The sequence below is a fragment of the Robertmurraya dakarensis genome, assembly GCF_900156875.1.
In the GTDB taxonomy this organism is placed as follows: Bacteria; Bacillota; Bacilli; order Bacillales; family Cytobacillaceae; genus Robertmurraya; species Robertmurraya dakarensis.
Map to the genome: position 1 here is coordinate 237,708 of NZ_LT707409.1, position 26,449 is coordinate 264,156.

22 protein-coding genes and 3 pseudogenes are annotated in these 26,449 nt (G+C 39.2%); 15 read left to right on the top strand and 10 right to left on the bottom strand.

Annotated features, from left to right (window positions below):
• Positions 1–450: 450 nt before the first annotated feature.
• The 3 genes from CZ487_RS10415 to CZ487_RS10425 are packed head-to-tail and all read right to left on the bottom strand — an operon-like array spanning position 451 to position 1,583.
• A complete protein-coding gene (locus CZ487_RS10415) occupies positions 451–696 on the bottom strand; it encodes a hypothetical protein (protein ID WP_077212123.1) in 246 nt (81 codons plus the stop codon).
• The gene (locus CZ487_RS10420; RefSeq protein WP_139339625.1) at positions 677–1,195 is read right to left on the bottom strand and encodes an RNA polymerase sigma factor; all 519 of its coding nucleotides are present in this window, start codon (positions 1,193–1,195) and stop codon (positions 677–679) included. The genes CZ487_RS10415 and CZ487_RS10420 overlap by 20 nt, the downstream gene beginning before the upstream one ends.
• Before the next feature lie 16 nt (positions 1,196–1,211).
• Positions 1,212–1,583 carry a group-specific protein gene (locus CZ487_RS10425; protein ID WP_077212125.1) on the bottom strand — a complete coding sequence of 124 codons (372 nt, stop codon included), beginning with the start codon at positions 1,581–1,583 and terminating at the stop codon, positions 1,212–1,214.
• Between the two features lie 371 nt (positions 1,584–1,954).
• On the opposite strand from CZ487_RS10425, the gene CZ487_RS10430 reads away from it, so the two are divergent.
• Both CZ487_RS10430 and CZ487_RS10435 read left to right on the top strand, forming a co-directional pair.
• Positions 1,955–2,392, top strand: coding sequence for a PH domain-containing protein (locus CZ487_RS10430; protein WP_237562950.1), 438 nt, complete (start codon positions 1,955–1,957; stop codon positions 2,390–2,392).
• Positions 2,393–2,485: 93 nt separating this feature from the next.
• Positions 2,486–3,088: pseudogene (locus tag CZ487_RS10435) on the top strand (DedA family protein).
• Between the two features lie 730 nt (positions 3,089–3,818).
• Here CZ487_RS10435 and CZ487_RS10445 read toward each other — a convergent pair.
• On the bottom strand, positions 3,819–3,995 hold the full coding sequence (locus CZ487_RS10445; RefSeq protein WP_084783205.1) for an aspartyl-phosphate phosphatase Spo0E family protein: 177 nt from the start codon (positions 3,993–3,995) through the stop codon (positions 3,819–3,821).
• Positions 3,996–4,565: 570 nt separating this feature from the next.
• Between CZ487_RS10445 and CZ487_RS10450 the strand changes: the two genes are divergently transcribed.
• Both CZ487_RS10450 and CZ487_RS10455 read left to right on the top strand, forming a co-directional pair.
• Positions 4,566–5,180, top strand: a complete 615-nt coding sequence (locus tag CZ487_RS10450) for a TetR/AcrR family transcriptional regulator (RefSeq protein ID WP_077212128.1) — start codon at positions 4,566–4,568, stop codon at positions 5,178–5,180.
• 12 nt (positions 5,181–5,192) lie between these two features.
• Positions 5,193–5,603 (top strand): Spx/MgsR family RNA polymerase-binding regulatory protein, encoded by a 411-nt coding sequence (locus tag CZ487_RS10455; protein ID WP_077212129.1) that lies wholly within the window; start codon positions 5,193–5,195, stop codon positions 5,601–5,603.
• Positions 5,604–5,732: 129 nt separating this feature from the next.
• Here CZ487_RS10455 and CZ487_RS10460 read toward each other — a convergent pair whose 3' ends face one another.
• The 3 genes from CZ487_RS10460 to CZ487_RS10470 all read right to left on the bottom strand — a co-directional run bounded on the left by CZ487_RS10460 (position 5,733) and on the right by CZ487_RS10470 (position 8,280).
• Positions 5,733–6,182, bottom strand: a complete 450-nt coding sequence (locus CZ487_RS10460) for a YrvL family regulatory protein (RefSeq protein WP_077212130.1) — start codon at positions 6,180–6,182, stop codon at positions 5,733–5,735.
• A 175-nt stretch (positions 6,183–6,357) separates the two neighbouring features.
• A complete protein-coding gene (locus tag CZ487_RS10465; protein WP_077212131.1) occupies positions 6,358–7,158 on the bottom strand; it encodes an ABC transporter ATP-binding protein in 801 nt (266 codons plus the stop codon).
• Between the two features lie 156 nt (positions 7,159–7,314).
• Positions 7,315–8,280, bottom strand: coding sequence for an iron-hydroxamate ABC transporter substrate-binding protein (locus CZ487_RS10470; protein WP_077212132.1), 966 nt, complete (start codon positions 8,278–8,280; stop codon positions 7,315–7,317).
• A 102-nt stretch (positions 8,281–8,382) separates the two neighbouring features.
• On the opposite strand from CZ487_RS10470, the gene CZ487_RS10475 reads away from it, so the two are divergent.
• The 4 genes from CZ487_RS10475 (at position 8,383) to speE (ending at position 13,020) form a co-directional block, all read left to right on the top strand.
• Positions 8,383–9,402 (top strand): FecCD family ABC transporter permease, encoded by a 1,020-nt coding sequence (locus tag CZ487_RS10475; RefSeq protein ID WP_077212133.1) that lies wholly within the window; start codon positions 8,383–8,385, stop codon positions 9,400–9,402.
• Positions 9,395–10,417, top strand: coding sequence for a FecCD family ABC transporter permease (locus CZ487_RS10480; RefSeq protein ID WP_077212134.1), 1,023 nt, complete (start codon positions 9,395–9,397; stop codon positions 10,415–10,417). The genes CZ487_RS10475 and CZ487_RS10480 overlap by 8 nt, the downstream gene beginning before the upstream one ends.
• Before the next feature lie 25 nt (positions 10,418–10,442).
• A complete protein-coding gene (locus tag CZ487_RS10485) occupies positions 10,443–11,828 on the top strand; it encodes a M14 family zinc carboxypeptidase (protein ID WP_237562852.1) in 1,386 nt (461 codons plus the stop codon).
• 331 nt (positions 11,829–12,159) lie between these two features.
• Entirely contained in the window at positions 12,160–13,020 is an 861-nt protein-coding gene (gene speE / locus CZ487_RS10490; protein ID WP_077212136.1) for a polyamine aminopropyltransferase, read from the top strand.
• 127 nt (positions 13,021–13,147) lie between these two features.
• On the opposite strand, the gene CZ487_RS10495 is transcribed toward speE, so the two are convergent.
• Positions 13,148–13,696 carry a cupin domain-containing protein gene (locus tag CZ487_RS10495; RefSeq protein WP_077212137.1) on the bottom strand — a complete coding sequence of 183 codons (549 nt, stop codon included), beginning with the start codon at positions 13,694–13,696 and terminating at the stop codon, positions 13,148–13,150.
• Between the two features lie 433 nt (positions 13,697–14,129).
• On the opposite strand from CZ487_RS10495, the gene CZ487_RS10500 reads away from it, so the two are divergent.
• The 4 genes and pseudogenes from CZ487_RS10500 to CZ487_RS10515 all read left to right on the top strand — a co-directional run bounded on the left by CZ487_RS10500 (position 14,130) and on the right by CZ487_RS10515 (position 18,786).
• Positions 14,130–15,179 (top strand): 2,3-butanediol dehydrogenase, encoded by a 1,050-nt coding sequence (locus tag CZ487_RS10500; protein WP_077212138.1) that lies wholly within the window; start codon positions 14,130–14,132, stop codon positions 15,177–15,179.
• A gap of 43 nt (positions 15,180–15,222) precedes the next feature.
• Positions 15,223–16,308 (top strand): TRAP transporter substrate-binding protein, encoded by a 1,086-nt coding sequence (locus tag CZ487_RS10505; protein ID WP_077212139.1) that lies wholly within the window; start codon positions 15,223–15,225, stop codon positions 16,306–16,308.
• A gap of 597 nt (positions 16,309–16,905) precedes the next feature.
• A pseudogene (locus CZ487_RS10510) lies at positions 16,906–18,354 on the top strand (SulP family inorganic anion transporter).
• A 12-nt stretch (positions 18,355–18,366) separates the two neighbouring features.
• Entirely contained in the window at positions 18,367–18,786 is a 420-nt protein-coding gene (locus CZ487_RS10515; protein WP_077212140.1) for a universal stress protein, read from the top strand.
• 124 nt (positions 18,787–18,910) lie between these two features.
• On the opposite strand, the pseudogene CZ487_RS10520 reads toward CZ487_RS10515, so the two are convergent.
• Positions 18,911–19,956: pseudogene (locus CZ487_RS10520) on the bottom strand (NAD(P)/FAD-dependent oxidoreductase).
• A gap of 239 nt (positions 19,957–20,195) precedes the next feature.
• Between CZ487_RS10520 and CZ487_RS10525 the strand changes: the two are divergent.
• The 3 genes from CZ487_RS10525 to CZ487_RS10535 all read left to right on the top strand — a co-directional run bounded on the left by CZ487_RS10525 (position 20,196) and on the right by CZ487_RS10535 (position 24,287).
• The gene (locus CZ487_RS10525) at positions 20,196–21,149 is read left to right on the top strand and encodes a FecCD family ABC transporter permease (protein WP_077212141.1); all 954 of its coding nucleotides are present in this window, start codon (positions 20,196–20,198) and stop codon (positions 21,147–21,149) included.
• A gap of 366 nt (positions 21,150–21,515) precedes the next feature.
• The gene (locus CZ487_RS10530) at positions 21,516–22,604 is read left to right on the top strand and encodes a TRAP transporter substrate-binding protein (RefSeq protein WP_077212142.1); all 1,089 of its coding nucleotides are present in this window, start codon (positions 21,516–21,518) and stop codon (positions 22,602–22,604) included.
• A 600-nt stretch (positions 22,605–23,204) separates the two neighbouring features.
• The gene (locus tag CZ487_RS10535; protein ID WP_077212143.1) at positions 23,205–24,287 is read left to right on the top strand and encodes a TRAP transporter substrate-binding protein; all 1,083 of its coding nucleotides are present in this window, start codon (positions 23,205–23,207) and stop codon (positions 24,285–24,287) included.
• Positions 24,288–24,605: 318 nt separating this feature from the next.
• On the opposite strand, the gene CZ487_RS10540 is transcribed toward CZ487_RS10535, so the two are convergent.
• Positions 24,606–25,841, bottom strand: a complete 1,236-nt coding sequence (locus CZ487_RS10540; RefSeq protein WP_077210804.1) for an IS110 family RNA-guided transposase — start codon at positions 25,839–25,841, stop codon at positions 24,606–24,608.
• Between the last annotated feature and the right edge of the window lie 608 nt (positions 25,842–26,449).

The following is a 26,449-nucleotide window of genomic DNA, read 5'->3' on the forward strand; positions in this document are numbered from 1 at the left end:
AACGCAATAAGGAAAATGATGAGTCCTATCATAAAAATAGAACCGATTCCTGCACTGTACACTACATAAACTTTCACATGAATAACGATATGAACAATCAGAATAATCAGTAATAAAAGCAGCAACAAAAGAAATAATTTTACGTTTCTCTTCCTATACAAAGAATCAGCACCTTATATCCTTTTTTGAGAAGCGTTATTATTGTACTGTTATTCATTGTATATTTTGCTTTAGCTTGTATCATTCGTGGAAATTCCTTCGATACCATACGGCGGGGGATTTTGACAAGAAAATGCCACGGTATCAGTCGGTGGAACTTTGATTGTGACAGGGAACGAACGAAGAGGCCGCATCGAGTCTGAAAAGAGCAGGGATTCAGACAGGGGAGGCCCTAAGGGGGTCCACCGAGTCTGAATGGCGTGCGGGTTCCACAATAGTAAGCTCTAATTCTTATAAAAACATTAGAATTTGTATCAATGTGACCACAGCTGTTCCAATGATGGGTGCGATTTTTAACAGTATCAGTCCGCTCGGTGTGGAGATTAATGGATCAAGCGGATCCTTGGCAGGTGAGGCTAGAAGATTGATGAAACGGATCCATCGGCTAGGTTTCATTGGGAAATCAGGAACATCAACATGATATTCATCTAACTTTGTACGCAAATGACGGTCTTGTTTAAAGGGATCCTGACTCATTGTAGCCGCCCTCCAATTCTTTTTTTAATTTTTTGATAGCTGCGTGTAATCTAGACTTAACCGTCCCTATAGGAATACCTAGGATTTGGGCTATTTCTTCTTGCGGCATATCGTGGTAGTAGAATAATAATACAACGGCACGCTGAATATCAGGGAGACGCGCGACTGCTTCCCGAATTGTCATTCTATCAGAATGAGGCAATTCCTCTGACTGCTGCAGGGGAGCCAGAAAGGGCAAGAGACTCCTCCATTTTTTCCGACGGTTTAATTTTGTGATCATCAGTCGATAAGCTGTCTGAAAGAGATAGGATTTAAGTTTTCCATGCTTTGGATTGTAATGATGCTTATAGCGCTGCAGTTTGACAAATGTGTCTTGAACGATATCAATGCTCAATTGCTCATCCCTTGTGCAGCGAAAAATAAACGAATAAATCGGCTGCTTTAGAAGAGTGTATATTCTTTCTAATGCGTCTTCATCTCCATTTTGATAAGCGGTCATCCATTCTTCTTCACGTTCACTCAATATCATCGCCCCAGCGTTCTTTAATCGATTTTAATGTCATCGAGACCCTGCATATTAAATAAATCATGGATACAAGTGTCCACACTTGTGCTTGGTTCGTAAAAAATTGCACAAACACATTCTCAACACTTTCTCCATTCGAGATTAAAAAATTAAGAGCTTGCACACAAATAATCGCATAGATTGCTAGACCGATGGTGAGTGTATCAAAGACGTTCCATCTTAAGTAAACTTTCGTTTTCTTATAATTGATTTTACCATTTTCCCGGACTACATGCTTGCGGTCCATTGGAATCGCAATTGCTAAAATGAAAACCATTAACACACCTGCTACAATAAGAGAAACAATCCAGCCTGTATCCATTTTATAACATCCCCAATCTTTATTCTTCACTAACTATACAAGCGGGAAGGCAAAAAGGTTCAAGTAAAATAAGGGGAATTTATATCTTAAGTAAAAAGAAGGGAATGAAAGCCATTTTTTATCTCCTCTAATGACATTCCTTCCTGGTTATGTTTTTCAGTTCAGTGAATTCTCTCTATAGATACCATGTAATGATAATTGGAAGTGGAATTTCTGCTTTTACAAATAATTGGGTCAAATATTACGAAGCTGTTTCTTTTTTAAATAGTTGGAATGATTCCATGACGAGAGAGTGATTTTTTATTATGATAGGGTATGCTAAGTACTTTCTGGAAGTCTTAAGGTAGGAGAAGGAGTGAATTGAACAGTTGGTGTTTCGTTCGAAAATAGATAAATATTTTTTATTTGTGATAACGGTTGCGATTATTGTCTTAGCTTTTGCTTGTCTTTTTCCACTTTTTTTAGATGGACAAAAGGAACCTTTTGGAATCGTATTGATGTTTTCTATGTTTACTTTAACAACGGGCTTTTTATTATGGATTAGCTTTTCAATCAGATATATATTCCAGGAAAAATATTTGTTGGTGAAGGCTGGCCCTCTAAACAAACGTATTGCTTATAGTGAAATGATAAGTATCCGGCCAACAAAAGACATTTTAACTGGTTATCGTATTTTGTCTTCTATCGATGCTTTGGCTATTTCTTATCAGACAGGTTTGATGGGGGAGATAAAAATCTCTCCAAAAGACAAGGAACGATTTATAGAAGAGTTAAAAATGAGAGTTTCGGGCATAAAGATCTTACAATGATACATAAGCAGATTACCAACGGTTTGAGAGGTATTAGAGTAGAATTACTATTTGCTTGACAGTTCTGAAAAGTAAATTAATAAGGGGAAGAGTCTGGAAAAATGGTTAATTGAAATTATGAATGAGTTTGGATATATGGGGGTAATGTTTCTCATTGCGCTCGAAAATATTTTTCCCCCTATCCCTTCTGAAGTGATTTTGACGTTCGGAGGATTTATGACAACGACATCAAATTTATCGATTTTTGGTGTTATCATGTCAGCGACGGCAGGATCGGTGATTGGTGCCGTAGTTCTTTATATAATTGGATTACAGCTTGATGTAGAAAGGTTGGAGAAAATTGTAAATAGATAGGGACATATCCTGCGTTTAACCACCAACGATATCCATAAGGCCGATGCTTGGTTTGATAAATATGGTCCATGGACAGTGTTTTTTTGCCGTTTTATTCCTTTAATTCGCAGTTTAATTTCAATTCCTGCGGGTATGTCTAAGATGAAATTTGTCTTATTTCTTGTACTCACAACATTTGGAACATTGATTTGGAATATTGTACTTGTGTTCTTGGGCGCTTCTGTCGGTGCATCGTGGGAAGTTATTGTAGAATATATGGACGTTTATTCAAATGCAGTTTATGTCATACTGGCTCTATTCCTTATTATTCTAATCTTTATTTTTGTGAAAAAAAGAAAGTAATTGCTGGTATTTAGCTCTTTTTTTCTTAAAAATAGCCCTTTCCTTGGTTATGGAGGGGCTTTTTGCAGTTATTTTTTATGGCTGTTTAAGTGATCTATTTACTAACCGTTGGAATAACTTAAAATGAAGGACTAGAAACATAATTAAAAAGGGATAGCATAGGACTGAGTACCAAATTTTCCACTCATTATATTTAATAAAACCAAATAGAGAAGACAATAATTCAAATGCAACCGTAAGCAATGTCAAAATGGATACGTAAATGAATTTTTTTGTTTTTGACTGATCAAAAGGGTACAAATTCAAGGTTATGATACTTGCCGTCCAGTATAAAACAACTTGTCCTATTAGCGGGTTTATTTGTATTCCGGGATCATCGAGTACATAAAGTTTATACTTTACAGCTAAGACTAAATCTACAATAAGACCAAATAATACTGCGAACAATGATGTAACATATATTTCATAGGGTTTCATTTTTTTAGGGATTTTATAGGCCGTTAGTACAAAAATAAAGCATGATATATACATAAAAATCGTTTGTGATTTTATGGCCCATCCCCCCGTAGAATGAATGATTACTGTTATTATGTAAGTAATGTTCATCTTCTATTCTTTATGGCAGGGATTCGAGGAGTTAGCTAGTATCACCAAACCCAAAAGCTAAAGAGTTTTTAGCGTGATAAAAAGGTAGGAAGTAAAGTTAGCAGCGCGTTTGAGGTCTTTTTCTCTACCTTTTCGTTTTTTCATATACATTTAAAAAGTAATCCAGTTCCTCGCTGGCTTGAATAGTCAGTTTATGATTGAACCCCAATTTTTGCCCGGTTTGAATTAGTTCGTTTCTTAAATATTCAATATACAGTCGAAGACTAAACGGTCCTAATATATGCAAATTTTTATCATCCATTTAAATCCCTCTTTTGGAATAATGAGTAAAAACACAACAAGATCAATTTTATCAATTACTTCTAATGCATTCAAAAGGTTTTTTCGATAGGTGTTAATCGGTGGGGAGGATAAGTTGTTAAAGATGGATTTTTGTAAAATTAACCGATGTACTGTCTCCTTCATCCTGTTGAGGTGTTAACATTTTTATTATTTTTACCATAAAAAGATGAAATACTTCAAACTTCTCTCACAAAAATATGGTTTCCTTCTTATTAAGATATTCATTATATATAAGTTAACGGACATATTCATGATGAAGTAAATAAAGACTTGAATTTGTCATGAGGCCAAAGACGACTATTTCTATCTAGTCTTCTTTGGCCTCATTTTAACTATGCATTTCGGTACTATTACATATTCTTGGGTGAAGTATTAACTATTAGGCGCTCGTTACTTGGTAAATAATAAGAAAATACTTTATAGCATGACACTGTGTCATTAAAAACATTGACAAGTGACATTGTGTCATATAGTATAGAAGTATACAAACGACACGTTGTCATACATACGTTAACTTGGAGGAAGAACATTGCCAAAACAAACGTTTTTTAATTTGCCCGAGAATAAAAGAAAAACTTTAATTGAAGCAGCAGAACAGGAATTTGCAAGGGTTCCGCCTTTTGAGGCTTCGATAGCTAACATCATAAAAGCGGCTGGTATACCAAGGGGGAGTTTTTACCAATATTTTGAAGACAAAGAAGACCTTTTTTCTTTTTTACTAGATGAGAAATTAAAAGAGAGAAAAGTGTATTTTATCACCTTACTGAAAAAACACAACGGAGATATCGTCAGTGCTTTAATGGAAACGTACCACAACTTTCTGGTCGAATTGCCGGATGAGGAGGAACGAAATTTTTTAAAAAATGCAATGTTGTACGCCTCCAATCGGATTGAAAACTCCTTCAGCGATATGTTTGATGCTGAACAGGACAAGCGGTATTTTAATGACATTAAAGAATTAATTGATACAAGCAACTTAAATGTTAAAGATGAAAAGGATTTGATTCTCATCATTCAGATTATTTCTGCTGTTGCTTTTCATAATTTTGTTGAAAAATCGATTAAGAAATTATCAGATCACGAAGCGATGGAGTTATTTATCACTAAGATGAATTTAATCAAGCAAGGGATTTATAAACAATAAGGAGAATGCAAGATGACTGTAGCTATATATGGATTAGATTGTAAATCAACAAAAAAAGCAAAACAGTGGTTTAAAAAGCATGGAGTTCCTTTTTCTGAACGGAATATTGTCAAAGAGCCGCTTACGGTAAGCGAACTTCGGGAGATACTGCGGATGTCCGAAGATGGAACAGATGGAATTATCTCAACAAGATCACAAATTTATAAAGAACTGAACTTGGATTTGGATGAATTGTCCCTGCACGAACTGCTGGAGTATATTCAAGAGCACCCGAGATTACTCAAAAGCCCTATTATCGTTGATGAAAAAAGACTTCAGGCTGGTTACCATGAAGATGGAATTCGTCAATTTCTGCCGAGGAAGACCCGTAAAACAGAATGGTTAAAATGGCGAATGAATCATTTGCATTTAGTTGAAGGCTAGGGCTTGTAGACAACAGCTAATAGAACAAAGGAAACCTAATATCAAGGGGTTTCCTTTTTGAATTTTCATGTAATTAGAAAGTCATAAAACAGGTTATTTCGATAAAATCTTTTTATGGTAACTTATCCTTTATGAATTCTTCTTATCCAGTCGGTCCAATGCCAACTCTATTATGGCAATGATCAAAGCTGCTAGAACTTGAGTGATAAAGCTAATATCAATAGATTGCATAAAAAAGTTCAGTATGGAAATGATGGACCAATTGACTAAGAAGTATATGAAAAACTCTATCGGCGTAGATGTGGAATTACGTAGCGGAATTTTTGACAGCAAGATCATGAATGCTTTTATTATCAAATCACCGATGAGACCCAGAAGAAAGTAAAGAACAACAAACAGAAATAAGGAAGAGAAAGACTCATATTGCACTCCTAACAATTTAAATATGCCTAGAATACCAAAATAATAGATTCCAATGACGAATCCGATTGAAAAAATAATTAATAAGGATATCGTTATCACAATAACAATCTTCATCCCTAATTTTTCATTTTTAAACGGTTTATCCTCATTTGCCAATGTTTTTACACTCCAATCAATCAGTGAATGAAATTAATTCATTGATATCATTGTAGCATTTTGTGGTAAAACCTGTGATTTATAATAAGAAAAATGGAGTCAGCCCTTTGTATTTACTAGGGACTGACTCCATTTCTGTGAAACAATAACTCGTGAAACAAGATTATTCGGGTCGTCACAGTGACGCAATGGAACGGCCTTTGCCGTGTGGTACGCATACTGGGGTTCCGAAGATGGGGTCGCATGAGATGTTGCATTTCATTTGGAAGACGTCGTGTACTAATTGACAGGTAATGATGTCTTCTGGTTTTCCTTGTGCGTATACTTTTTTATCTTTAACGGCGACGATATGATGGGCATAGCGGCTGGCAAGGTTTAAATCATGTAAAACCATGACAATTGTATGTCCTTTTTGCTCGTTTAAGTCAAATAATAAATCCAGTATTTCAATCTGATGGGTCATATCTAAATATGTCGTCGGTTCATCTAATAGGATAACATCGGTTTCCTGTGCCAGTGTTAAGGAAATCCAGGCGCGCTGACGCTGACCACCTGACAATGAATCGACTGCTCGATCTTTTAAATGAAGCATATTGGTTGATTGAAGTGCACGGGTAACAGCTTCTTCATCCTCTTTTGACCATTTCTTCATTAACGAACGATAAGGATGTCTTCCTTGTTTCACAAGTTCATAGACGGTTAACCCTTCAGGTGAAACTGGGCTTTGCGGCAATATCGCTAATTTTTGCGCAATCTCTTTTGTTTTCATTTTAGCGATTTCATCACCATATAATAGGATGCTGCCATTTTTAGGTTTCAATAGCCGAGCCATTGAACGCAGTAGGGTGGATTTCCCGCAGCCATTACCGCCAATGAAAACAGTTATTTCCCCTTTAGGGATTTTAATATCCAAATCATCAATGATGATATTTTCCCCATAACCTAATGTTAAATTCTTTGCTGATAATGAGTGCATGGAAACCCTCCCAATTCCGAAGTCGTTACGTTTATTGTAATTTCTTTTTAGCTTACCGTCAATGATAATCGTTATCATTAAAAAAATAGACACAATTACATTAAAAAGAAAAATGCTGTTCTCATAGTGAGACAGCATTTTAAATTTCTTTTTGGGCTATTTTACTAACGCGTTTAAGACGTCATCAATCGTTTTTTGCGAAGCAAGCAGCCCTTTGTTAGTCCAATTACTTGGATCATGGAGAATATGAACATTTCCATTTTTGGCAGCAGGGGTGCTTTGCCAAACGGAGCTATTTTCAAGGGTTGCGATTCCTTGTTCACCTTCTAAGGCTAATAACAACACATGATCTGCATCGAGTTCAGATAATTTTTCAACTGAAATTGGATTCCAAGATGCAGCCTCGGCAGTACCTAGTTCTTCAACAAGTGCTGGAAACTTCAATCCTAATTCAGAATAGATCACTTCGGCACTATGACGGTTTTGTTCAAATAAAAAGAATTGATTTCCTGCTGCCCAAATGACAGCGACTGTTTCATCTCCGACTGCTTCAGCCAATTGCTCGCGGGCATCGGAAACTTTCTCTTCGTAGTCCGTCAATACTTGTTTGGCTTGATCTTCTTTACCGAGGATGACTCCAAACGTTTCCACTTGTTTGCGCCAGTCTTTTACAGTTTCCTCTGTCATGGCATAAGTTGGGGCGATTTTTTGATAATCTTCATACGTTCCTTCATAGCTATCCATGTTATTTTCTAAAATAATCAGGTCAGGCTCATGACTTAATACCTGTTCCAATGGAAGATTCCATTCAATGCTAGGTACATCCTTCAGGTCAGCTTCTAAATAATCTTGAACGCTCTGGCCAATTGCCCATTTGGCAACAGGGGTAACACCTAGCGCTAATAAAGCATCTTCATGATAGGGAGCAAGAATTCTTTCGGCATTTGTTGGAACGGTTACTTCACCCATGGCAGAATCTAGAGTCACTTCTGCATTTTCAGTACCTGCATCTGTTTCAGGTTCAGGGGATGAATCATCATTTCCACATGCAGAGATAATAAGTAAGGTGAAGACAACGACTATTGTGAAAAAAAGTCGAGGAAATTTTAAATTCATTTTCATATGATTTTCTCCTTTATGTTATAATTTCATGGTTAATGATAATCATTTTCAATGAAAGAGTCAATTGACATTTCAGTATTTTGCAGAAAACAGGAGAGAGCAATGCGATTATTTATTCATCACTCGAACACTTCAAAAATCATTATTAATATTGTAACCATTGTTGCCTTGATTTTTTCAATTGGCTTATCGGTTTCTTATGGAACAACGGATATTGCTCTTGGAACGGTGTGGCAAGCAGTTTTTCATTTTGATGCTGATTTAACGACACACCAAGTGATTCAAGAATTACGTCTGCCCCGTGCTGTGTCAGCAGTCTTTGTTGGCGCTTTTCTTGCGGTTTCCGGTGCGCTCATGCAGGGGATGACCCGAAACCCGTTAGCTTCTCCTTCGATTATGGGGGTGACAGATGGTGCCGCTTTTGCCCTCGTGATGATGCTGGCATTCTTTCCGGCCATTTCTGGGGTTGGGATGATTTCTTCATCCTTCGTTGGAGCGGGATTAGCCGTTGCCCTTGTTTTTACGATTGGGTCATTTTCGTCTGGCGGCTTAACACCTGTTAAATTAGCCCTAGCTGGCGTGGCGATCGGAACCATGCTGAGATCAATTTCTTCAATCATCTCCCTTCATTTTAATTTAGAAAAAGAAATGGGGTTCTGGCTTGCAGGGGGATTAGATGGAACAAGCTGGACATCCGTTAAAGTCTTAGTCTTTTCTGGTATTGCTGGTTTGCTCATCGCACTATCTATTTCTAAATCGATGACGGTGCTAAGTTTAGGAGAAGACATTGCCACGGGATTGGGGCAAAATAACCTGATGATAAAATTTCTTGGGATACTGTCAATATTAATCCTTACAGGAGCAGCAGTTTCTGTGGCTGGAGCAGTTGGTTTTGTTGGACTCATTGTTCCTCATATTACAAGATTTATTATTGGAAATGACTATCGGTGGATTATTCCGACATCGATTCTTTTTGGAGGGCTGTTAGTCGTTTTATCCGATGTGGTGGCTAGGCTCATCAATGCTCCCTTTGAAACACCGGTGGGGGCCATAACCTCCCTGATTGGAGTTCCATTCTTCCTTTATTTAGCTCGAGGCAGTGGAGGTGGAAAGAATGAATAAGGTCGAAGGTCAGAAAAGGAAAAAGCTTTGGTTTATGATTGGTTTGTTGCTTTCATTGATTCTGGTGATGTTTTTTATTAGTTTAAGCACGGGTGTGATTCAAATTGCTCCGGGGGACGTCATCAAAACTCTTTTAAATCAAGGGAGCGATCGGCAGGAACTTGTTTTGTTTGAATTTCGCCTGCCGGGAATTTTGTTAGCACTGCTGATTGGTGCGGGATTAGCGGTTTCTGGTGTTATATTGCAAGGCATCACCCAGAATGAGCTGGCTGATCCAGGGATACTAGGAATCAATACAGGTGCAGGACTTGCAGTTGTTTTATTTCTTTATTTTTTCAAAAATTCGCTTGATGCCACAAGCTCACTTTCGATTTATTTGATGCCCGTTGCTGCCTTAGCGGGAGCGATTGTCGCTGCCCTCATTATTTATGCACTGGCGTGGAAAAAGGGTGTAAATCCGATTCGCCTCGTTTTAGTGGGGATTGGAGTAAATGCGGGATTTGCTGCTTTTTTAACGATTTTTCAATTGAAAATGGATCCGCAAGATTTTAGACAAGCAACTGTTTGGCTGTCAGGTGATATATGGAATGCCAGCTGGAGCTTTGTGTTCGCGTTACTGCCTTGGATGCTGGTTTTAATACCGATCGCCTTATTTAAAGCATATTCGCTTAACGTTTTAAACTTAGGCGATGATGTAGCCTCAAGTTTGGGGACAACGGTTGAGGGAGAAAGGCGGTTATTATTACTGGTTGCCGTTGCTTTAGCGGGTACTTCTGTTGCAGCGGGCGGGGGAATTGCCTTTTTAGGGCTGGTGATTCCGCATATCGCTAGAAAAATCATGGGGCCATTGCATCAATATATTATCCCGATCTCGGCGCTGTTAGGGGCACTATTGTTAATGGTTTCAGATACGATTGGGAAAAATTTATTAGCGCCAACTGAAATTCCCGTTGGCATCATCGTCTCTATTTTAAGTGCGCCATATTTTGTTTATTTACTAATGAAGGCGAAGTGAAATTTTTTACACTGAAAGGAACTTAATGATGAATTTTCAATCTGTTGTTGAGCGCGTTCCAGATTACAAAGCTTTTTTAACGGTGGATGAAATGGACGAGAGCAGCCGAAAGCTGGCGCTTGACTTTCCTGATATCGTAACGGTTTTTGAAGCGGGTAAGTCGCGGGATGGACATTCTATTCTTTGTTTGAAAATAGGGGACGGACCGAAGAATGCGCTTTGCTTTGCCTGTCCACACCCGAATGAACCGATTGGTGCGATGACACTAGAGTACCTGTCGCATGAACTTGCGGAAAATGATGATTTGCGAGAAGAGTTAGGCTTTACCTGGTATATGATCAAATGTGTAGATCCGGATGGCGTTCGCCTTAATGAAAAATGGTTCAAAGGACCGTTCGATCTCTATACTTATACGAAAAATTATTACCGTCCGATTGGATACGAGCAGGTGGAATGGACGTTTCCGATTGATTATAAAGATCTGCATTTTCACGATCCGCTCCCCGAGACAGAAGCGTTAATGAATTTAATAGAAGAAACTAGACCGGAGTTTATGTATTCGCTGCATAATGCTGGGTTTGGGGGAGCTTACTGGTACATAACAAATGATATCCCGGAATTATATGATGGTTTAAGAGCTTCGGCGGTAAAGCAAGGCATCCCATTGAATTTAGGGGAGCCGGAGGAACCTTTTATCACGAAATACTCTGATGCGATTTTTAAAACTATGACGATCGGGGAAGCTTATGATTTCATAGAAAAATTCAGCGGGGAGAAGCCAAGTATCAAGAATGGAACTTCAAGCTCAGACTACGCATCACGGATAACAGACTGTGTAACCATTTTGACAGAGCTTCCTTATTTCTTTGATGCCCGCATCGAGGATATGAGTGACAGTGACTTGTCGAGAAAAGAAGCGATTTTTAAAAGTGTAGAGATGTCTAAAGCTCATTTCGCTCGTTTAGATCAGATGTTAAGTGAAATTCGTCTTTATATTACAGATCGGAATCCATTTGTAAAACTGGTTGATGAAGTGATTCAGTATATTCGAGACGGAAGTGAAGCCAAACTCAAATGGGCCGAAAGCAACCCGGAATTTGAGAAACCGGCGAAAATAGCCGAGGTTTTTGATAACCTGTATAGTGCAAAATTTTATAACGGGTTGTACTTCGGATTAACGGTCAGGACGATTGAATATGAACTTAAAAGGCTTCAGAAGGAAGATCATAAGGATGAAGAGGGAATTCTCAAGCTGAAAAAAGCCCATGAAAACGGGGGCAGGTTATTAAAGGAATATTGCGAAGAGCTAGAAAAGGAACTTGATTATTCCTTTATCCCCATTCAAAAGCTAGTGCGTATTCAAGTAGAAAGCGGATTGATCGTCGCTGACTATATTCACAAAAATCAATAACGGGAATATGGTTATATTTCTGCACAAATCAGGGTTCAGCCGCCTAAGACACGCAAATTCTTAGGTGGTTGAACCTTTTCTCTGTGAAACAATCCCGTGGAACAAGATTTTTCGGGTCGTCCCTGCGTGCGGTGTAAAATAGTATGAGTCATGAGGTCGTCAAAGGAGTACATTTCTGTCCTTGAAGATCCCTAGAGCCCAACCAAGTCCATGTTGAGAAGTTTGAACCTTTTCTTTTTATCTATTAGTATAGTATGGGAGATCGAGGGAGCATTGGAACCCTACATATTCTAAATATTTTGGAATAATAGATAGAGAGTGGAGGATGACGATGGAAGAGAGACTACCAAGCTATTTATCGAGAAAAAACGGGGATTTGTGGTTGACGGAAGATGAGTATGACAATTTGAAGATCAGCTATCGAATTAAGGAGATTGTTTTTGATCAGAAATCGTCTTTTCAGGATGTTATGATACTAGATTCCTATCATTTCGGGAGAATGTTAGTCTTGGACGGGATTGTTCAAACGACTTCTGTTGATGGGCATATATATAATGAAATGATCTCGCATGTGCCGATGGCGATGCATCCTAATCCGAAGAACGTATTAATCATTGGCGGAGGGGATTGCGGTGTCGCGAAAGAGGTAAGCAAATATGAGGAAGTTGAAAGAATCGACATGGTTGAAATTGACAAGTTGGTCGTTAAAGCTTGTCTAGAACATCTACCTGCTGTGTCGGGAAATTTAGCTGATCCCCGTGTTACATACATTTTTGAAGATGGAGTAAAGTTTGCGGCTGACAAGATACAGGAGTATGACTTGATTATTGTCGACTCCTCAGACCCGATTGGCCCAGCGAGAGTCTTGTTTGAAAAGAGTTTCTATCAGAGCTTGCATCAAGCTTTAAAAGATGATGGGATTATGGTTTGCCAAAGTCAATCGCCGATTTTTCATGGAGATGTGATGAAGCAGTCTTATTCACGAATCTCTGAACTCTTTAAAGAGGTCAAAATGTATACTGCTGTTGTGCCTACCTATCCTGGGGGACTTTGGAGCTTTACAATTGGTTCGAAACAGCATACAGAAGTAAATGCCAGTAAAGTGAATAACAAAGACACTCAATATGCGAATAGACAAATCATCGAAAGCTGTTTTTCACTGCCTCAATTTATCACTGAAAAGCTTAAGTAAATCGTAGCTAGCTAATAGTGCCTGCCCTTTTTAAAGGTCAGGCACTTTACAGTTGATTAAAAGATTCCTAATGTGTGGAACAATCCGTGAAACAAGATTATTCGGGTCGTCACAGTGACGAATCGGTTTAGCCTAGGCCAGTGCTTGCGCGTGTTGGTGGTGTTTCGACTTTCCATTTTTCTTGGCTTTTGTCGATGTTGTCGACGACGTTGTCCCAGTATTCAGGTTTGCTGTCTCTCCAGACCATGTCAATGAGGTTGGCATGACGGAATTCTAAAATTTCAATTCCTTCTGGTCCTGCTGTATAGGAATAAAAGACATCTTTCGGTACGAAGAATCCGTCACCAGCTTTAACTCTGCGGTTTCCTAGGATGGCTTCTCCTGCCACGACGTAATAAAGGCAGTCGGCATTATGCGAATGGACCGGAAGTTGGAAACCACTCTTGAACCATGCGTATACCAATGAGAACCCCGGTAAATTAATCAGCACATTCGTTGTGTTTCCTGTATAGAATCCCTTCTCAATCATCCGCTGTACAGCCTCCGTTGTTGCCTCGGACATCACAAGATCTGGCATGAACTCATCTAGAGTTTGGTTCGATTTGTCAGTCGCGCTGAAGAACGTAATTTTTTGCTTGCTAGCTTCTGTTGCTTGGTTTTCAGTTAACTTTTCCATATTTGAATTCCTCCCTTAAAGAATTTTGTATACGTTTTCATTAACGCTTTAACCAATAGAGGTTTAACTTAAATTAACACACCTACCAATAGTGTGTCAATTTAAAATATTCAGAAAAATATTTGTCCATTTCTTTTTGTCATTTGTTCGTTACCCCTATGTAGGGGGTACACCCCATCTTTTTAGGGGGTTCTTATGCTGGCATTTTGTATTATAATAGTCATTATATTCATAATAGTTTGAAAAATATAAAGACAATTGCTTTTCGAAAACAAGGCAAATGAGGTGATATAACCAAAAAAACAATCTATGAAAGTGATGAAACTTAAGCCTTTTGGACAAGTATTTCTAAGAACATAGTGATTCCATTTTTTAAAGAGCAGGGCAGGTAGGATGTATTTTTACTCTAAACATAGTAGGAAGGTGGGAAATGATGAAAGCAGCACGCTGGTATCATTCAAAAGATGTTCGGGTTGAGGAAGTAGAAGAACCAGCCGTCTCAGATGGGATGGTCAAAATAAAGGTGGAATGGTGCGGGATTTGCGGCAGTGATCTGCATGAGTATTTAATCGGGCCGCTCTCTATTCCAGTTGATGAACCACACCCTTTATCGGATAAAAAAGCTCCTATCATTATGGGACATGAATTTTCTGGGGAAGTCGTTGAAATAGGAGAGGGCGTGGGTAAGGTATCCGTTGGTGACCGCGTTACCGTCGAACCGATTTTATTTTGCGGAACATGCTCGGCTTGTCGAATAGGACACTACAATATTTGTGAAAAAAGAGGATTCTATGGACTTACGGATGATGGCGGATTTGCGGAGTTTGTCTTGGTGAAGGAGCAGTCTGTACATAAACTGCCTGATCATCTGTCATTTGAAGAGGGGGCTTTGGTTGAACCAACGGCCGTTGCTTTCCACGCTGTACGGCAAAGTCAATTGAAGCTGGGGGATACTTGTGTAGTGTTTGGCGCGGGACCAATCGGCCTGCTTGTGCTTCAGGCTTGTAAAGCGGCAGGAGCAAGCAAAATCATATCCGTTGAAATTTCCGAGGAACGTCTTGAACTGGCCACAAAAATGGGAGCCACACACGTAATTAATCCCCTTAAAGAAAATACATTGGAAAGTATTCAAAAAATCACTGGTACTGGTGCCAATGTATGCTTCGAAGCTGCCGGTGCTGAATCCGCTTTGTTAGATGCCATCCAATGTGTGGACGTTGATGGGGAAGTCGTGATTGTGAGTGTTTGGGAGAAACCAGTTGAGTTCAATCCCAATTTGCTTTTTAAAAAAGAATGCAAAATCCGTCCGGTGCTTGCTTACCGAAATATTTTCCCAGAGGTCATTTCATTAATCTCTGAAGGAAAAGTAAATGTGGCACCTGTCATAACGAAAAAAATCAATCTAGATCAAATCGTCAGTGAAGGATTTGAGAGATTGCTAGCTGATAAGAAACAGACAAAAATTCTTGTGGCACCTAAGTAAGATCACGTGCTGTATGAATCATCACCATAATAGGAGGAAACGTATGAAACTTATACAAAATTTTAAAGGAATCGCACTTGGATTTTTCTTAGTACTAGCGCTGCTAGTCCTTGCTGCATGCGGAGGTGGATCCGATTCTGCATCAAGTAACGGGAATAACGCTTCTGAAGGCGGGAAAGAAGACTCAGAGAAAGTCTATCATCTAAGAATGAATTCAGTGAATGCTCCATCGATTGAGGGGACACCTCAAACGATTGCGGAAAAAGGGTTTGCTGAATTGGTCAAAGAAAAAACAAACGGTCGTATAGAAATTGAGATCTTTTATAGCAACCAATTAGCAGGACAGTCAGAATCATTAGATGCTTTGGCTCGCGGGACGATTGATTTACAGGTAAACGCACCTGCCGCATGGGGAGATAAGATTCCTGAAGCAAACTGGTCGAATATGCCATTTGCCTGGAAAACAGAGGAAGAGCTCGATCATTTAATTCGTCATACGGAATTTGGAGAGTTGTTCGCAGAATCATTAGAGCAATATGGTGTAAAACCATTACACTATTATTATAGTTCTTCTGCTGGCTATCTTTCTAATTCACCTATTACCAAGCCAGAAGATTTTAAAGGACTCGTGATGAACTCTTCATCGAATCTTAAGTCTAAATTTTATCAAGAAATGGGGTCGGGGATTGCGAATATCCCTTACGCTGAGTATTACGAGGGCTTATTGCGCGGGACCGTTGATGTAGTCAACTTTCCTTACTATGCAATGGAAACGATGAAGTTAAGTGAAGTAGTAAAGTATGTAACAATTCCTGGTGAAGTAGCTCCTGCTCCGACGTTGATTGCGATCAGTAAAGCAACATGGGATGAACTTCCGAGCGATCTTCAAGAACTGTTAATGGAAGCAGCTTTAGAAATTGAGCAGCAAACTATTGCAGCCTCAAAAGAATTCACGGAAAGAGGCATTCAGTATGCTAGAGATGAGGGTCTTGAAATCGTCGAAATAACAGATGAAGGTTATAAAGAGTTTATCGAAATCGCGAAAAAATCCCACTGGGCCGAATATGCCGCCTCTAGTGAACGATCAAAGAAAATGATTGAGATCTTAAATGGGAATATCGGGAACTAAACGTTATTCCTAATAAAGTACCCCTGCCATCTAATTTAGCAGGGGTACTTTATACAAAGCCTCTTGTGCTCAGAATTTATTTGGAAATCTAGTACTTTTCTTTGTATTGCCGGTTTTTTACTTCCTCTAAAATTGAGAATCACTTGATTTTGACAGACTTGATTTTGATAGTTCCTTAGACATAAGACTTCGTGCAGATTCACTTGAAAAAACAATCCTCTTTATTGGCTATAGTTCATCATCAACATCTCCATGAAACTTGATGATTTGTGGAATGTTAGGGTTTGATCTAGAAATATCACCCGCATTCGTGATTTTAATATAATCTTTTTGATAATAATCGTACGCAATTTCTAACCATCTATAAAAGTTCGTTGTGTAGATCAAGGGGAAGTCGGGGGAAATGTCAGTCATGAGGTGGCAAAACGAGTAAAAGCGCCGGTCATGATCATAAAATAACGATTGTTACGAGAGAATAGAACATTGTGTCTATTCTCTTTTTTATTCTCATCTAACAAAACTTTGAAATATATGGGAAATGAAAGATGTAATGATTGGTTTTAACGATTTACATACTAGTAGGAAGGAGGTATGGAAATGGAATACATGAGCTATAAAGATAGTTGGTTTAGTAATATAAAAGGCGATTTATTATCAGGTTTAGTGGTGGCACTGGCCTTAATTCCAGAAGCGATTGCCTTTTCAATCATTGCTGGAGTTGATCCGATGGTGGGGCTTTATGCAATCCTTCACCATCGCGGTGGTGATCTCCTTCGTGGGTGGAAGGCCGGGGATGATCTCAGCTGCAACTGGTGCGATGGCGCTGCTATTTACAAATTTGGTCGCAAATCACGGACTGCAATATCTGCTGGCTGCAACAATCTTAACGGGTATTTTTCAAATCCTTTTTGGTGTATTTAAACTTGCCCGATATATGAAGTTTATCCCAAGGTCAGTAATGGTTGGGTTTGTTAATGCTCTGGCAATTATGATCTTTACAGCGCAATTGCAGCATTTTGTTGGAGAGCCTTGGGTTGTGTATAGTTTAGTTGCGATCACACTGGGCATCATTTATTTATTACCTTATGTTTTTAAAGCCATCCCTTCGACATTGGTTGCGATTATTGTTGTAACGTTGATTACAATCTATATGAATATTGGTGTGAAAACGGTGGGGGATATGGGGAGTTTATCACAAACACTGCCTGTTTTTCTAATTCCTGAGGTCCCATTAAATTTAGATACGTTGATGATTATTCTTCCCTATTCGCTGGCATTGGCGTTGGTGGGATTATTGGAATCTCTACTGACAGCTTCTATTGTGGATGATATGACTGATAGTGATAGCGACAAAGATATGGAAAGCAGAGGGCAAGGATCGCTAATATTGTGACGGGATTTTTTGGAGGAATGGCAGGCTGTGCGATGATCGGCCAATCGGTTATCAATGTGAGTTCTGGGGGCAGAACAAGATTATCAACCTTTTTTGCCGAGATATCTCTAATGTTATTGATTGTTGTATTAGGAGATGTGGTTGTAAGGATTCCGATGGCAGCATTAGCGGGTGTGATGATTATGGTTTCCATCAGCACCTTTGACTGGAATTCGTTAAAAACACTTCTATTATTACCAAAAACAGACGCCTTTGTGATAATTGTTACTGTCTTAGCGGTTGTGATTACGCATAATTTAGCTATCGGCGTTTTCACTGGCATCCTATTAAGCGCGATTTTCTTTGTTTCAAAAATTTCGAAAATAGAAGTGGATTCCCAGTTCGAAGGAAACACGCGAATTTATAAAGTGAAAGGACAGCTTTTCTTCGCCTCTGTGACAGATTTATTGAAGATGTTCGATTTTAAAGAAGATGTTCAGTTCGTTCAACTGGATTTAAAAAGAGCCCATCTTTGGGACGATTCAGCGGTGGCGGCAATTGATAAAATTGTTTCTAAATTTGAAGAAAATGGGATACAAATAGAATTAACAGGATTAAATGAAGCTAGTACCGAATTAGTAGAAAAACTAGGTAGTAAACTAGGATCACATTAGGGCGGTGTTAAGATGTTTAAGAGGATTTTATTAGCGACAGACGGATCAGAACATTCATTAAGGGCAGCGGATAAAGCGGTTGCCATGGCAAAATGTACAGAAGGTTCTAAAATTGAAATTGTCTATGTTATTGACGGTGAACGTGCCAAGGCAGATGTACTGAATAATTGGAACACAGCGGATCTAGGTGATCGAAGAAAAGAACGAATTAAAACAGTGGAGCAAAAGGTAAAAGAAGCAAAAGTCGATTTTGAAATAAAAATATTGCACGGAGAGCCAGGACCAACAATTGTCGATTATACAAATAAAAACCAAGTGGACGTTGTTGTCATTGGAAGCAGGGGGTTAAACGCCCTGCAGGAACTTGTTCTTGGAAGTGTCAGCCATAAAGTCGCGAAAAGAGCAAATTGTCCTGTCTTGATTGTAAAATAAGGATCAATAATGAATCCAATTTGGTAAGCGCTTTAATGGCCATGATAACTGTCCAGTTATTTTTATTAGATGACCAGAAAGACCCCAATACGGCACAGCTTTAAACCGATGGGGCGGACATTTTTTATTTTATCTTCCTCATCAATTCTCTATTCCGTTCCTGAAAAACTTCATTATGCGATGATACCATTCCATACCTTTGCGCATCGGGTTGGATATACTTTTTTGCTTTATTAACAGCGTTAGCGGCATCTTGGAAAGCTCCGGCAATTAAGTGCAATTTCCCTTCGTGGGAAAGGATATCGCCTGCTGCAAAGAGGCCGGGAATAGACATTCGCCATTCGGAGTGCCTTCGATGCTGAAATTATTCACTAACTTAATTGGTAACGGACTTTCTGCTAATAGAGCAGCATCCCGTTCGAAACCATGATTGACAACAACTTCATCGACATCTAGAATTGTTACTTCGCCAGTTGCACCATTCGTTAGTTCTACTTTTTCAATGGCTGAGCCTTCTGAATTTGCAAGAAGCTTCGTAATAGTTGTTTGGAAATAACAAATCGCTGAACTATGCAAGAGCTTTTCGACTTGTGCTTCATGCCCAGAAAAAGAATCTTTACGGTATGTAACAAACACTTGTTTTGCGATCGGGAGCAATTCATTGGCCCAATCAATGGCAGAATCTCCGCCGCCTGATAAAATGACCGTTTTATTATTAAAATGCTGCAAGGATTTGATTGTATAACTTAAGTTCGAAACTTCGTACGCTTGAGCTCCATCAATATCAAGCTTTTGCGGTTTTAATATCCCGCTTCCAACAGCCACGATGACGGTCTTTGAATAGTGAATACAGCCAGAGGTACACTGCAATTCAAAAATTCTATCTTTATTTCGGGTAATAGAATCTACCTTTTCATTCAAGACAACAGTCGGATCGAAAGTTAGTCCTTGTTGAACTAACTGATCAATTAAAGCTGCCCCTCTAATAGGAGTAACGCCTCCAATATCCCAAATCATCTTCTCAGGGTATACATGAATCTTTCCGCCTAAATAAGGCTGATATTCAATTAATTTAGTTTTCATTTTTCTCAGCCCGCTGTAAAAAGCAGAATAAAGCCCCGCAGGACCGCCGCCGATGATCGTTACATCAAATACTTCCTCTACCTTCATAGTACACACCTCTGTATAATGATTATCATTCTCAATTAAGCTTAGTGTGTTTTCAATAAAATTTCAATAGAAAAATTTCATTGACAATTCAGGTGATTAAAATTAAAGTAATAACCATATTGATATTGATAATCGTTATCAATTCTTTTTTAGCTACCCTGGACAACGAAGAGAGCTTTCTAGTTTTTATTGAGAATAATTCTTAATGGGGAAAATGACGGAATCAAAGGAGGGACAACATGAATCGATTGCAGACGATTGATCTTAAAGTAGGGTATGGTGACCGGCTAATTGTTAAAAACCTTAACGTACAAATTCCGGATCAAAAAATTACCACCATCATTGGGTTCGTATTGTTTTCGATTCGGCTGCCGAGGATGATCATTACCTTGTTAGCAGGAATGGCGCTTGCCTTATCAGGTGCGATCCTGCAAGGAATTACCCGAAATGATCTAGCAGACCCTGGGATCATTGGAATCAATGCAGGTGCAGGGGTTGGGGTAGCAGCCTTCTTTTTATTTTTTCCGATTGAGGCAGGGTCGTTTGTGTATTTACTGCCAGTTGTTGCTTTTGCTGGGGCTATCCTGACAGCTGCTATCATTTATGTTCTTTCCTATAATAAATCGCTGGGCCTTCATCCAGTCCGAATGATTTTAGTGGGAGTCGGTTTTTCCATGGCTTTATCAGGTGTAATGATTGTTCTAATCTCATCTGCTGAAAGGGAAAAAGTCGATTTTATTGCAAAATGGCTTGCTGGAAATATATGGGGAACAGATTGGCCGTTTATATGGGCCCTGCTTCCTTGGCTTCTTGTCTTAGTACCGCTTACCTTTTATCGAGCCAATATATTAAATCTCTTAAGTTTGACTGACCCAGTTGTGATTGGTGTTGGAGTATCAAAGGAAAAAGAAAGAATGCTTTTCTTAATGATTGCGGTGGCACTTGCAGCAGCGGCTGTATCTGTTTCGGGTGGAATTTCCTTTATTGGTCTAATGGCCCCACATATCGCAAAAACGTTGGTTGGTGCACGGAACCAAGTGTTTATCCCTGTTGCCATCCTGTTAGGCGGCTGGTTATTGCTGATTGCGGACACGATTGGCCGGAACCTCATCCAGCCAGACGGAATTCCAGCGGGAATCATGGTTTCTTTCATAGGGGCACCGTATTTTGTCTATCTTTTGCTGAAGCGCTGACCGATAGTCTTACTGTAAGGAACATTATTATATCTTGAACCCTGTCTTATTAAGCAGGGTTATTTTTTGCTCTTAAAAAGGGTTAGGTATCTATTATGGGTATCTTTTATTAGAACAATATATTATAATTATTTTAATAATCTATATTTTAAAAATAATCAGAAAACAAATGGTTGGTAGTAGTTCTTGGTCAATAACAATTAAATGAGTGGATAGACCTAAATGAAAATCTATGAAAAACAATAAGGACTGTTATTTATCCAAAGAGCTCACGTTTGCAAGTAACCAATACCCTGTTGTTGCAGCATGCATGGATTACCTTGCCGCTTCTTTACAAAAATCAAGTTAATAAAAGGGGGAAATTCAATGAAATATAGATTAAAATCTTTGAAAAAATTATTAGGTTTGACATTCATTGTTCCACTTGCTGTATTGCTGCTGGCAGCATGCGGCGGAGGGGAGACAACCTCAACGGAGGGAAATAGCGAAGGAGACGCAGGTAGTGAAGAGCAAACATTTAAACTAAAGATGAACTCCATGTATACTAAGCCATTTGAAGGATCTCCTACTTATCTTGCACAAGAAGAGTTTGCTAATTTGGTAAAAGAAAAAACAAACGGTCGTATAGAAATCGAAATCTTCTATAGTAATCAATTGGCGGGGCAGACAGAGTCATTAGATGCGTTAGCTCGTGGAACTTTTGATCTACAGGCGACCACACCAGTAGCATGGGCTGACAAAATCCCGGAAGGAAACTGGTCATCGATGCCGTTTGCATGGAAGTCTGAAGAGCATCTTCGGTACTTGCTTCGTGAAACGGAGATAGGAGAACTTTACACAGAGGCACTAGGTGATTATGGTGTAAAACCACTACACTACTTCTTTAGTGCGGGAACAGGCTATATGTCGACTTCTCCGATTGGAAAGCCGGAGGATATGAAAGGGTTAGTGATGAGCACTGTAGGTAATCTTTCAGGAGAGCAATACAAGGCAATGGGGGCAGGGACGGCCACGATTCCGTTTGCTGATTATTATGAAGCACTTCTTCGTGGAACGGTTGATGCTATCGCTTTTCCGTACTATGCTTTAGAGTCATATAAACTTGCGGAGGTAGTGGATTATATCACGACACCGGGAACGAATTCTCCTGCATTTGGATTAATCGCAATCAGTCAAACCACTTGGGATAAACTCCCTAGCGACTTGCAGGATCTTCTCATGGAAGCAGCATTAGAAATTGAAGACCAAATGAGTGCAGCATCAAAAGCCTACACAAAAGTAGGGCTTGATTATGCCAAGGAACAAGGTCTCGAAATCATCGAAATGACAGATGAGGGATACAACGAGTTTGTAGAAATTGCCAAGGAAACTTATTGGGCAGGGTTTGCTGAAATGAATGAACGATCAAAAAGAATGACGGAGATAACAGAGGAAAACTTAGATTATCAGGAGTAAACTGGAGTGAAGTTATGGTTTGGCCCTCGTTATGGGGGTCTCCTGACATTTCAACTGATTTGCATGCTGCAACAAAAGGGTATTTGTTTATATGAATAAGTTGTTAGTAAAAGTAAAACACATGGCGTGAAGTATTCATTTCATGTGTTTTACTTTTTTGTTGTCTAATTTCGGCAGTTTGGGAGGATCGCCCGTGGGACTAGCACAAGATTAATAGGGAATCATCCAAAATGCCCGAGGATGAATTTTCTTTAAGAGCAGGCGAACGTGGTCCTACGTTAATGGATTTTCAATAGAATCACCTTTTTTTATTTGATTAAAGAAGAATAGTATGAAGAAAATGGAATATTTTAAGCTGAGGACTTTTGTTTTTCATTGAATGATATTAAGGGTTTCTTTTAGGAAATAAATATATTATAATCATTATAATTATTAGTATATTCAGAATAATCATACAATAATAGAGATAGGATGTGAATAAGGTGGGAGAACAGCTAACATATTGCCAAAAGAAGGGGTGCTAAAGTTGCTAATGAAAATGGTTTTGCCTTTTGTTACAGTATGCAGATCATAATTGTTCATTTAAAAGGGGGAAAAAGGATGAAAAATCAGTGGAATTCTCTTAAAAAATTACCTGTCTTCGCATTCTGTATGTTGTTAGCGTTACTAATGCTTTCAGCATGCAGCGGAGGTGGAGAACAGGCAGCTTCTGGAGGAAATGATAGTGAAGCAAGTGAGGATAAAACGTTTAAGCTAAGGATGAACTCAACCGTTCCACAGTCTGTTGAAGGATCTCCGACCTTTATTGGTCAAGAAAAGTTTGCTGAATTGGTCAAAGAAAGGACAAACGGTCGAATAGAGATTGAGATTTTCTATAGTAATCAGTTGGCAGGGCAGGCTGAATCATTAGATGCTCTAGCCCGCGGCACGATCGATTTACAGTATCAATCGCCAATTGCATGGGCAGATAAAATTCCAGAATCGAATTGGGCTTCGATGCCGTATGCTTGGAAATCTGAAGAACATCTTTTTCACTTAATTCGCGAAACAGAACTAGGGAAGTTATATGAGGAAGCTCTAGTAGAATATGGTGTAAAACCATTACACTACATTCCTGTTGCTGCAGCTGGCTACCTTTCTACGAGTCCGATTGCGAAGCCTGAGGATTTGGAAGGGCTCGTTGTGAATTCATTAGGTCTTGCTAATGAATACTACAAAGCGACTGGGTCGGGAATAGCGAGTATCCCTTTTAATGATTATTATGAAGGTTTGCTTCGCGGAACGGTCGATGCTGTCGTATTTCCTTATTATTCTATGGAAACTATGAAATTATCTGAGGTAACGAAATATATTACCGTACCTGGTCAAATTTCCCCTGGTTTATCCATGATTGCTATTAGTCAAAAAGCTTGGGATAAACTTCCAAGTGATCTCCAAAATATTCTTATGGAGGTAGCATTAGAAATTGAAAAGGAAACGATTCCTGCCTCGAAAGCGTTTACAGAAAGAGGGATTGAATACGGAAGAGAACAGGGAGTCGAAGTAATAGAAACGACAGAGGAATCTTATCAAGAATTTGCTGAAATTGGAAGACAAACATATTGGAAAAAGTTAGCGGAGATTAATGATCGAACGAAAAAGATGATTGAAATTATAGAAGAAAATTTAGATTATCAAGAGTAAGATTTGCAGATGATGAAAAAACTGTCCCCCTTTTACTAGGGGGACAGGAACTTTTTCTGTTCAAAAGCAGGCTGTAACAAGTGGAATAATTTTAGTTGATTTTAAGGTAAGCGCTATCATTACACTCATCCATACGAAAAAATAAGCCCAGTGGTAATATGTCAAGCACTAAAATTCAATGAATTGGAAATTAATATTGTCTTTCATTGAAAAGTGTTTAAAAAAGAGTATACCTAATAAACCTCACACTATTTTCAATTTTTTACCAATACTTTCAAGTGTGAAGCTGGGTGTTTGAAAGGGTGTGAATGAGAAGTTTTAATCTCTCCTTTCGGGTGGTGTGTACAACTGATTGGTGCGTAGTAGCGAAAACACCAATCGTACCAGTTTTCTTGCGGTTAAGACGAGAGCGCGTTTGTGTTTATGTTTTGGAACTTCATCGTACTTCTTTGTGTAAAAAGCTTTATATTCAGAGTCGTACTTTCGGATCTTATCGGCAGCTTGAATAAGGTAGTAACGCAGGTATTTATTACCTGTCCTCATTCTAGCCGTTTCCTGGGATTCGAATTCGCCTGATTGGTTCTGGTTCCATACCAAACCTGCATATTTCGCTAAGGCATGATGATCTTTAAATCGCTTTATATCGCTAATTTCAGCTATCAACCCTGCCGCATAAACGTCTCCAATTCCTTTTACAGACGTTAGGGTTTGCGGTATGCCTTTCATTAACTTGGCAATTTCTTTATCCAGACGCTTTACCTGTGACTCGATATGTTGAATGGTACTTAAAGTAACAGACATCGAAATATTTACGGGGTCCTGCATAGCCTTATTCAGCCGGTAAGATGATCTAGCCAACTTTTGAAGGTATTTTGCGATTTCCTCTGGCTTTTCAAATCGGTTTTTTCCTTTATCTTGCAGGAACTCGACGAGTTCCTCGAGGCTCATTTCAGCGATCGTTTCGGGCTCTAGTTCCTCCATGACAGCCATACTCGTAGCTCCGAATTTATCTGAAAATGGATTATCCTGTCTCAGTCCACTGAACTTTAAAAAGAGCTGGTTAAGGAAATACGTTTTATTTCGGGCAATCTCCCGCATAAAATGAAACCTTGTTCGCGTTAAGCGCTGAAGAGCTTCATATTGTATGGCATCTTTCATTTGGGCTGGCAGTCGGCCAAAGCGCAAGTGGTCAGCGATGACCCAGGCATCTATGCGATCGTTTTTTACAAGAGAATCATACCCTTTTTTGAAACGAGCGACTTTTCTCGCATTTAGTACGTAGATAGAGGCTTGAAACTTAGGTTCATAGCCTTTCATTTGGTCTTGTAGATAATGGGCAAGGTGCCAACTGTAAAGATCAGTGGCTTCCATCCCAATCTTCAATTGGTTGGCCTGACTTTTTTCCGCAGTTTCTAGCATTCGTTTGATCAGGGTTTCGGCCCCGGTTTGATCATTAGAAACAGAAAAGTCGGCGAGTGTGGACCCGTCCTCCTTCATGAAATGGACATGATGGGACTTCAAGCTTACATCTACACCAACAAGCATTTGTGACATACCAATCACCTCCAGTATGTAAGTTAATCAAGAACGTTCAGACCTGGGTGCCCACGGGAATCATCGATGTCTTCCTCGTCATCAGCACTCAAAGAAAAGAAGTCCATCATGAGCGCTACACTCACTTCTTTTACGGCGGCGCAACCAGTGGTTAGACCTTCAATAATGAACCATGGGTAGCAGGCTTATGAAGCAGTACACCAAAGTGTCCGCAAGGGGGAGAAGCAATATCCTGATACGATCCTGTCGGTTCCATTGTCCCATGAGCAGGTCTATGAACGCTATAAAAAAATGACGGAGTAAAACGCTGGAGCTTCCTCCATTCTCCGCCATTTCTCGATATTCAGTTAAAGGCATTTCAAAGAAGCAGTAGGGAAACTATCCCCCTGCGAAATAAGAACAACACATTAATCTATTATTGATAGTTTGAACTTTACCTCGGCTTCCCCATCAGGTGGGTGAAACAAGGGTAAAACTAAAATATTTAAGATGGGGAAGCCGAAAGGCTAACCTTGATAACCTATAGGAATCTAGAGTGAATTTTAGAGGATCCGGATCAACTGGAAATTCTTCTAGAAAGAGCTCTTACTAGTACTATACGAGGGGGA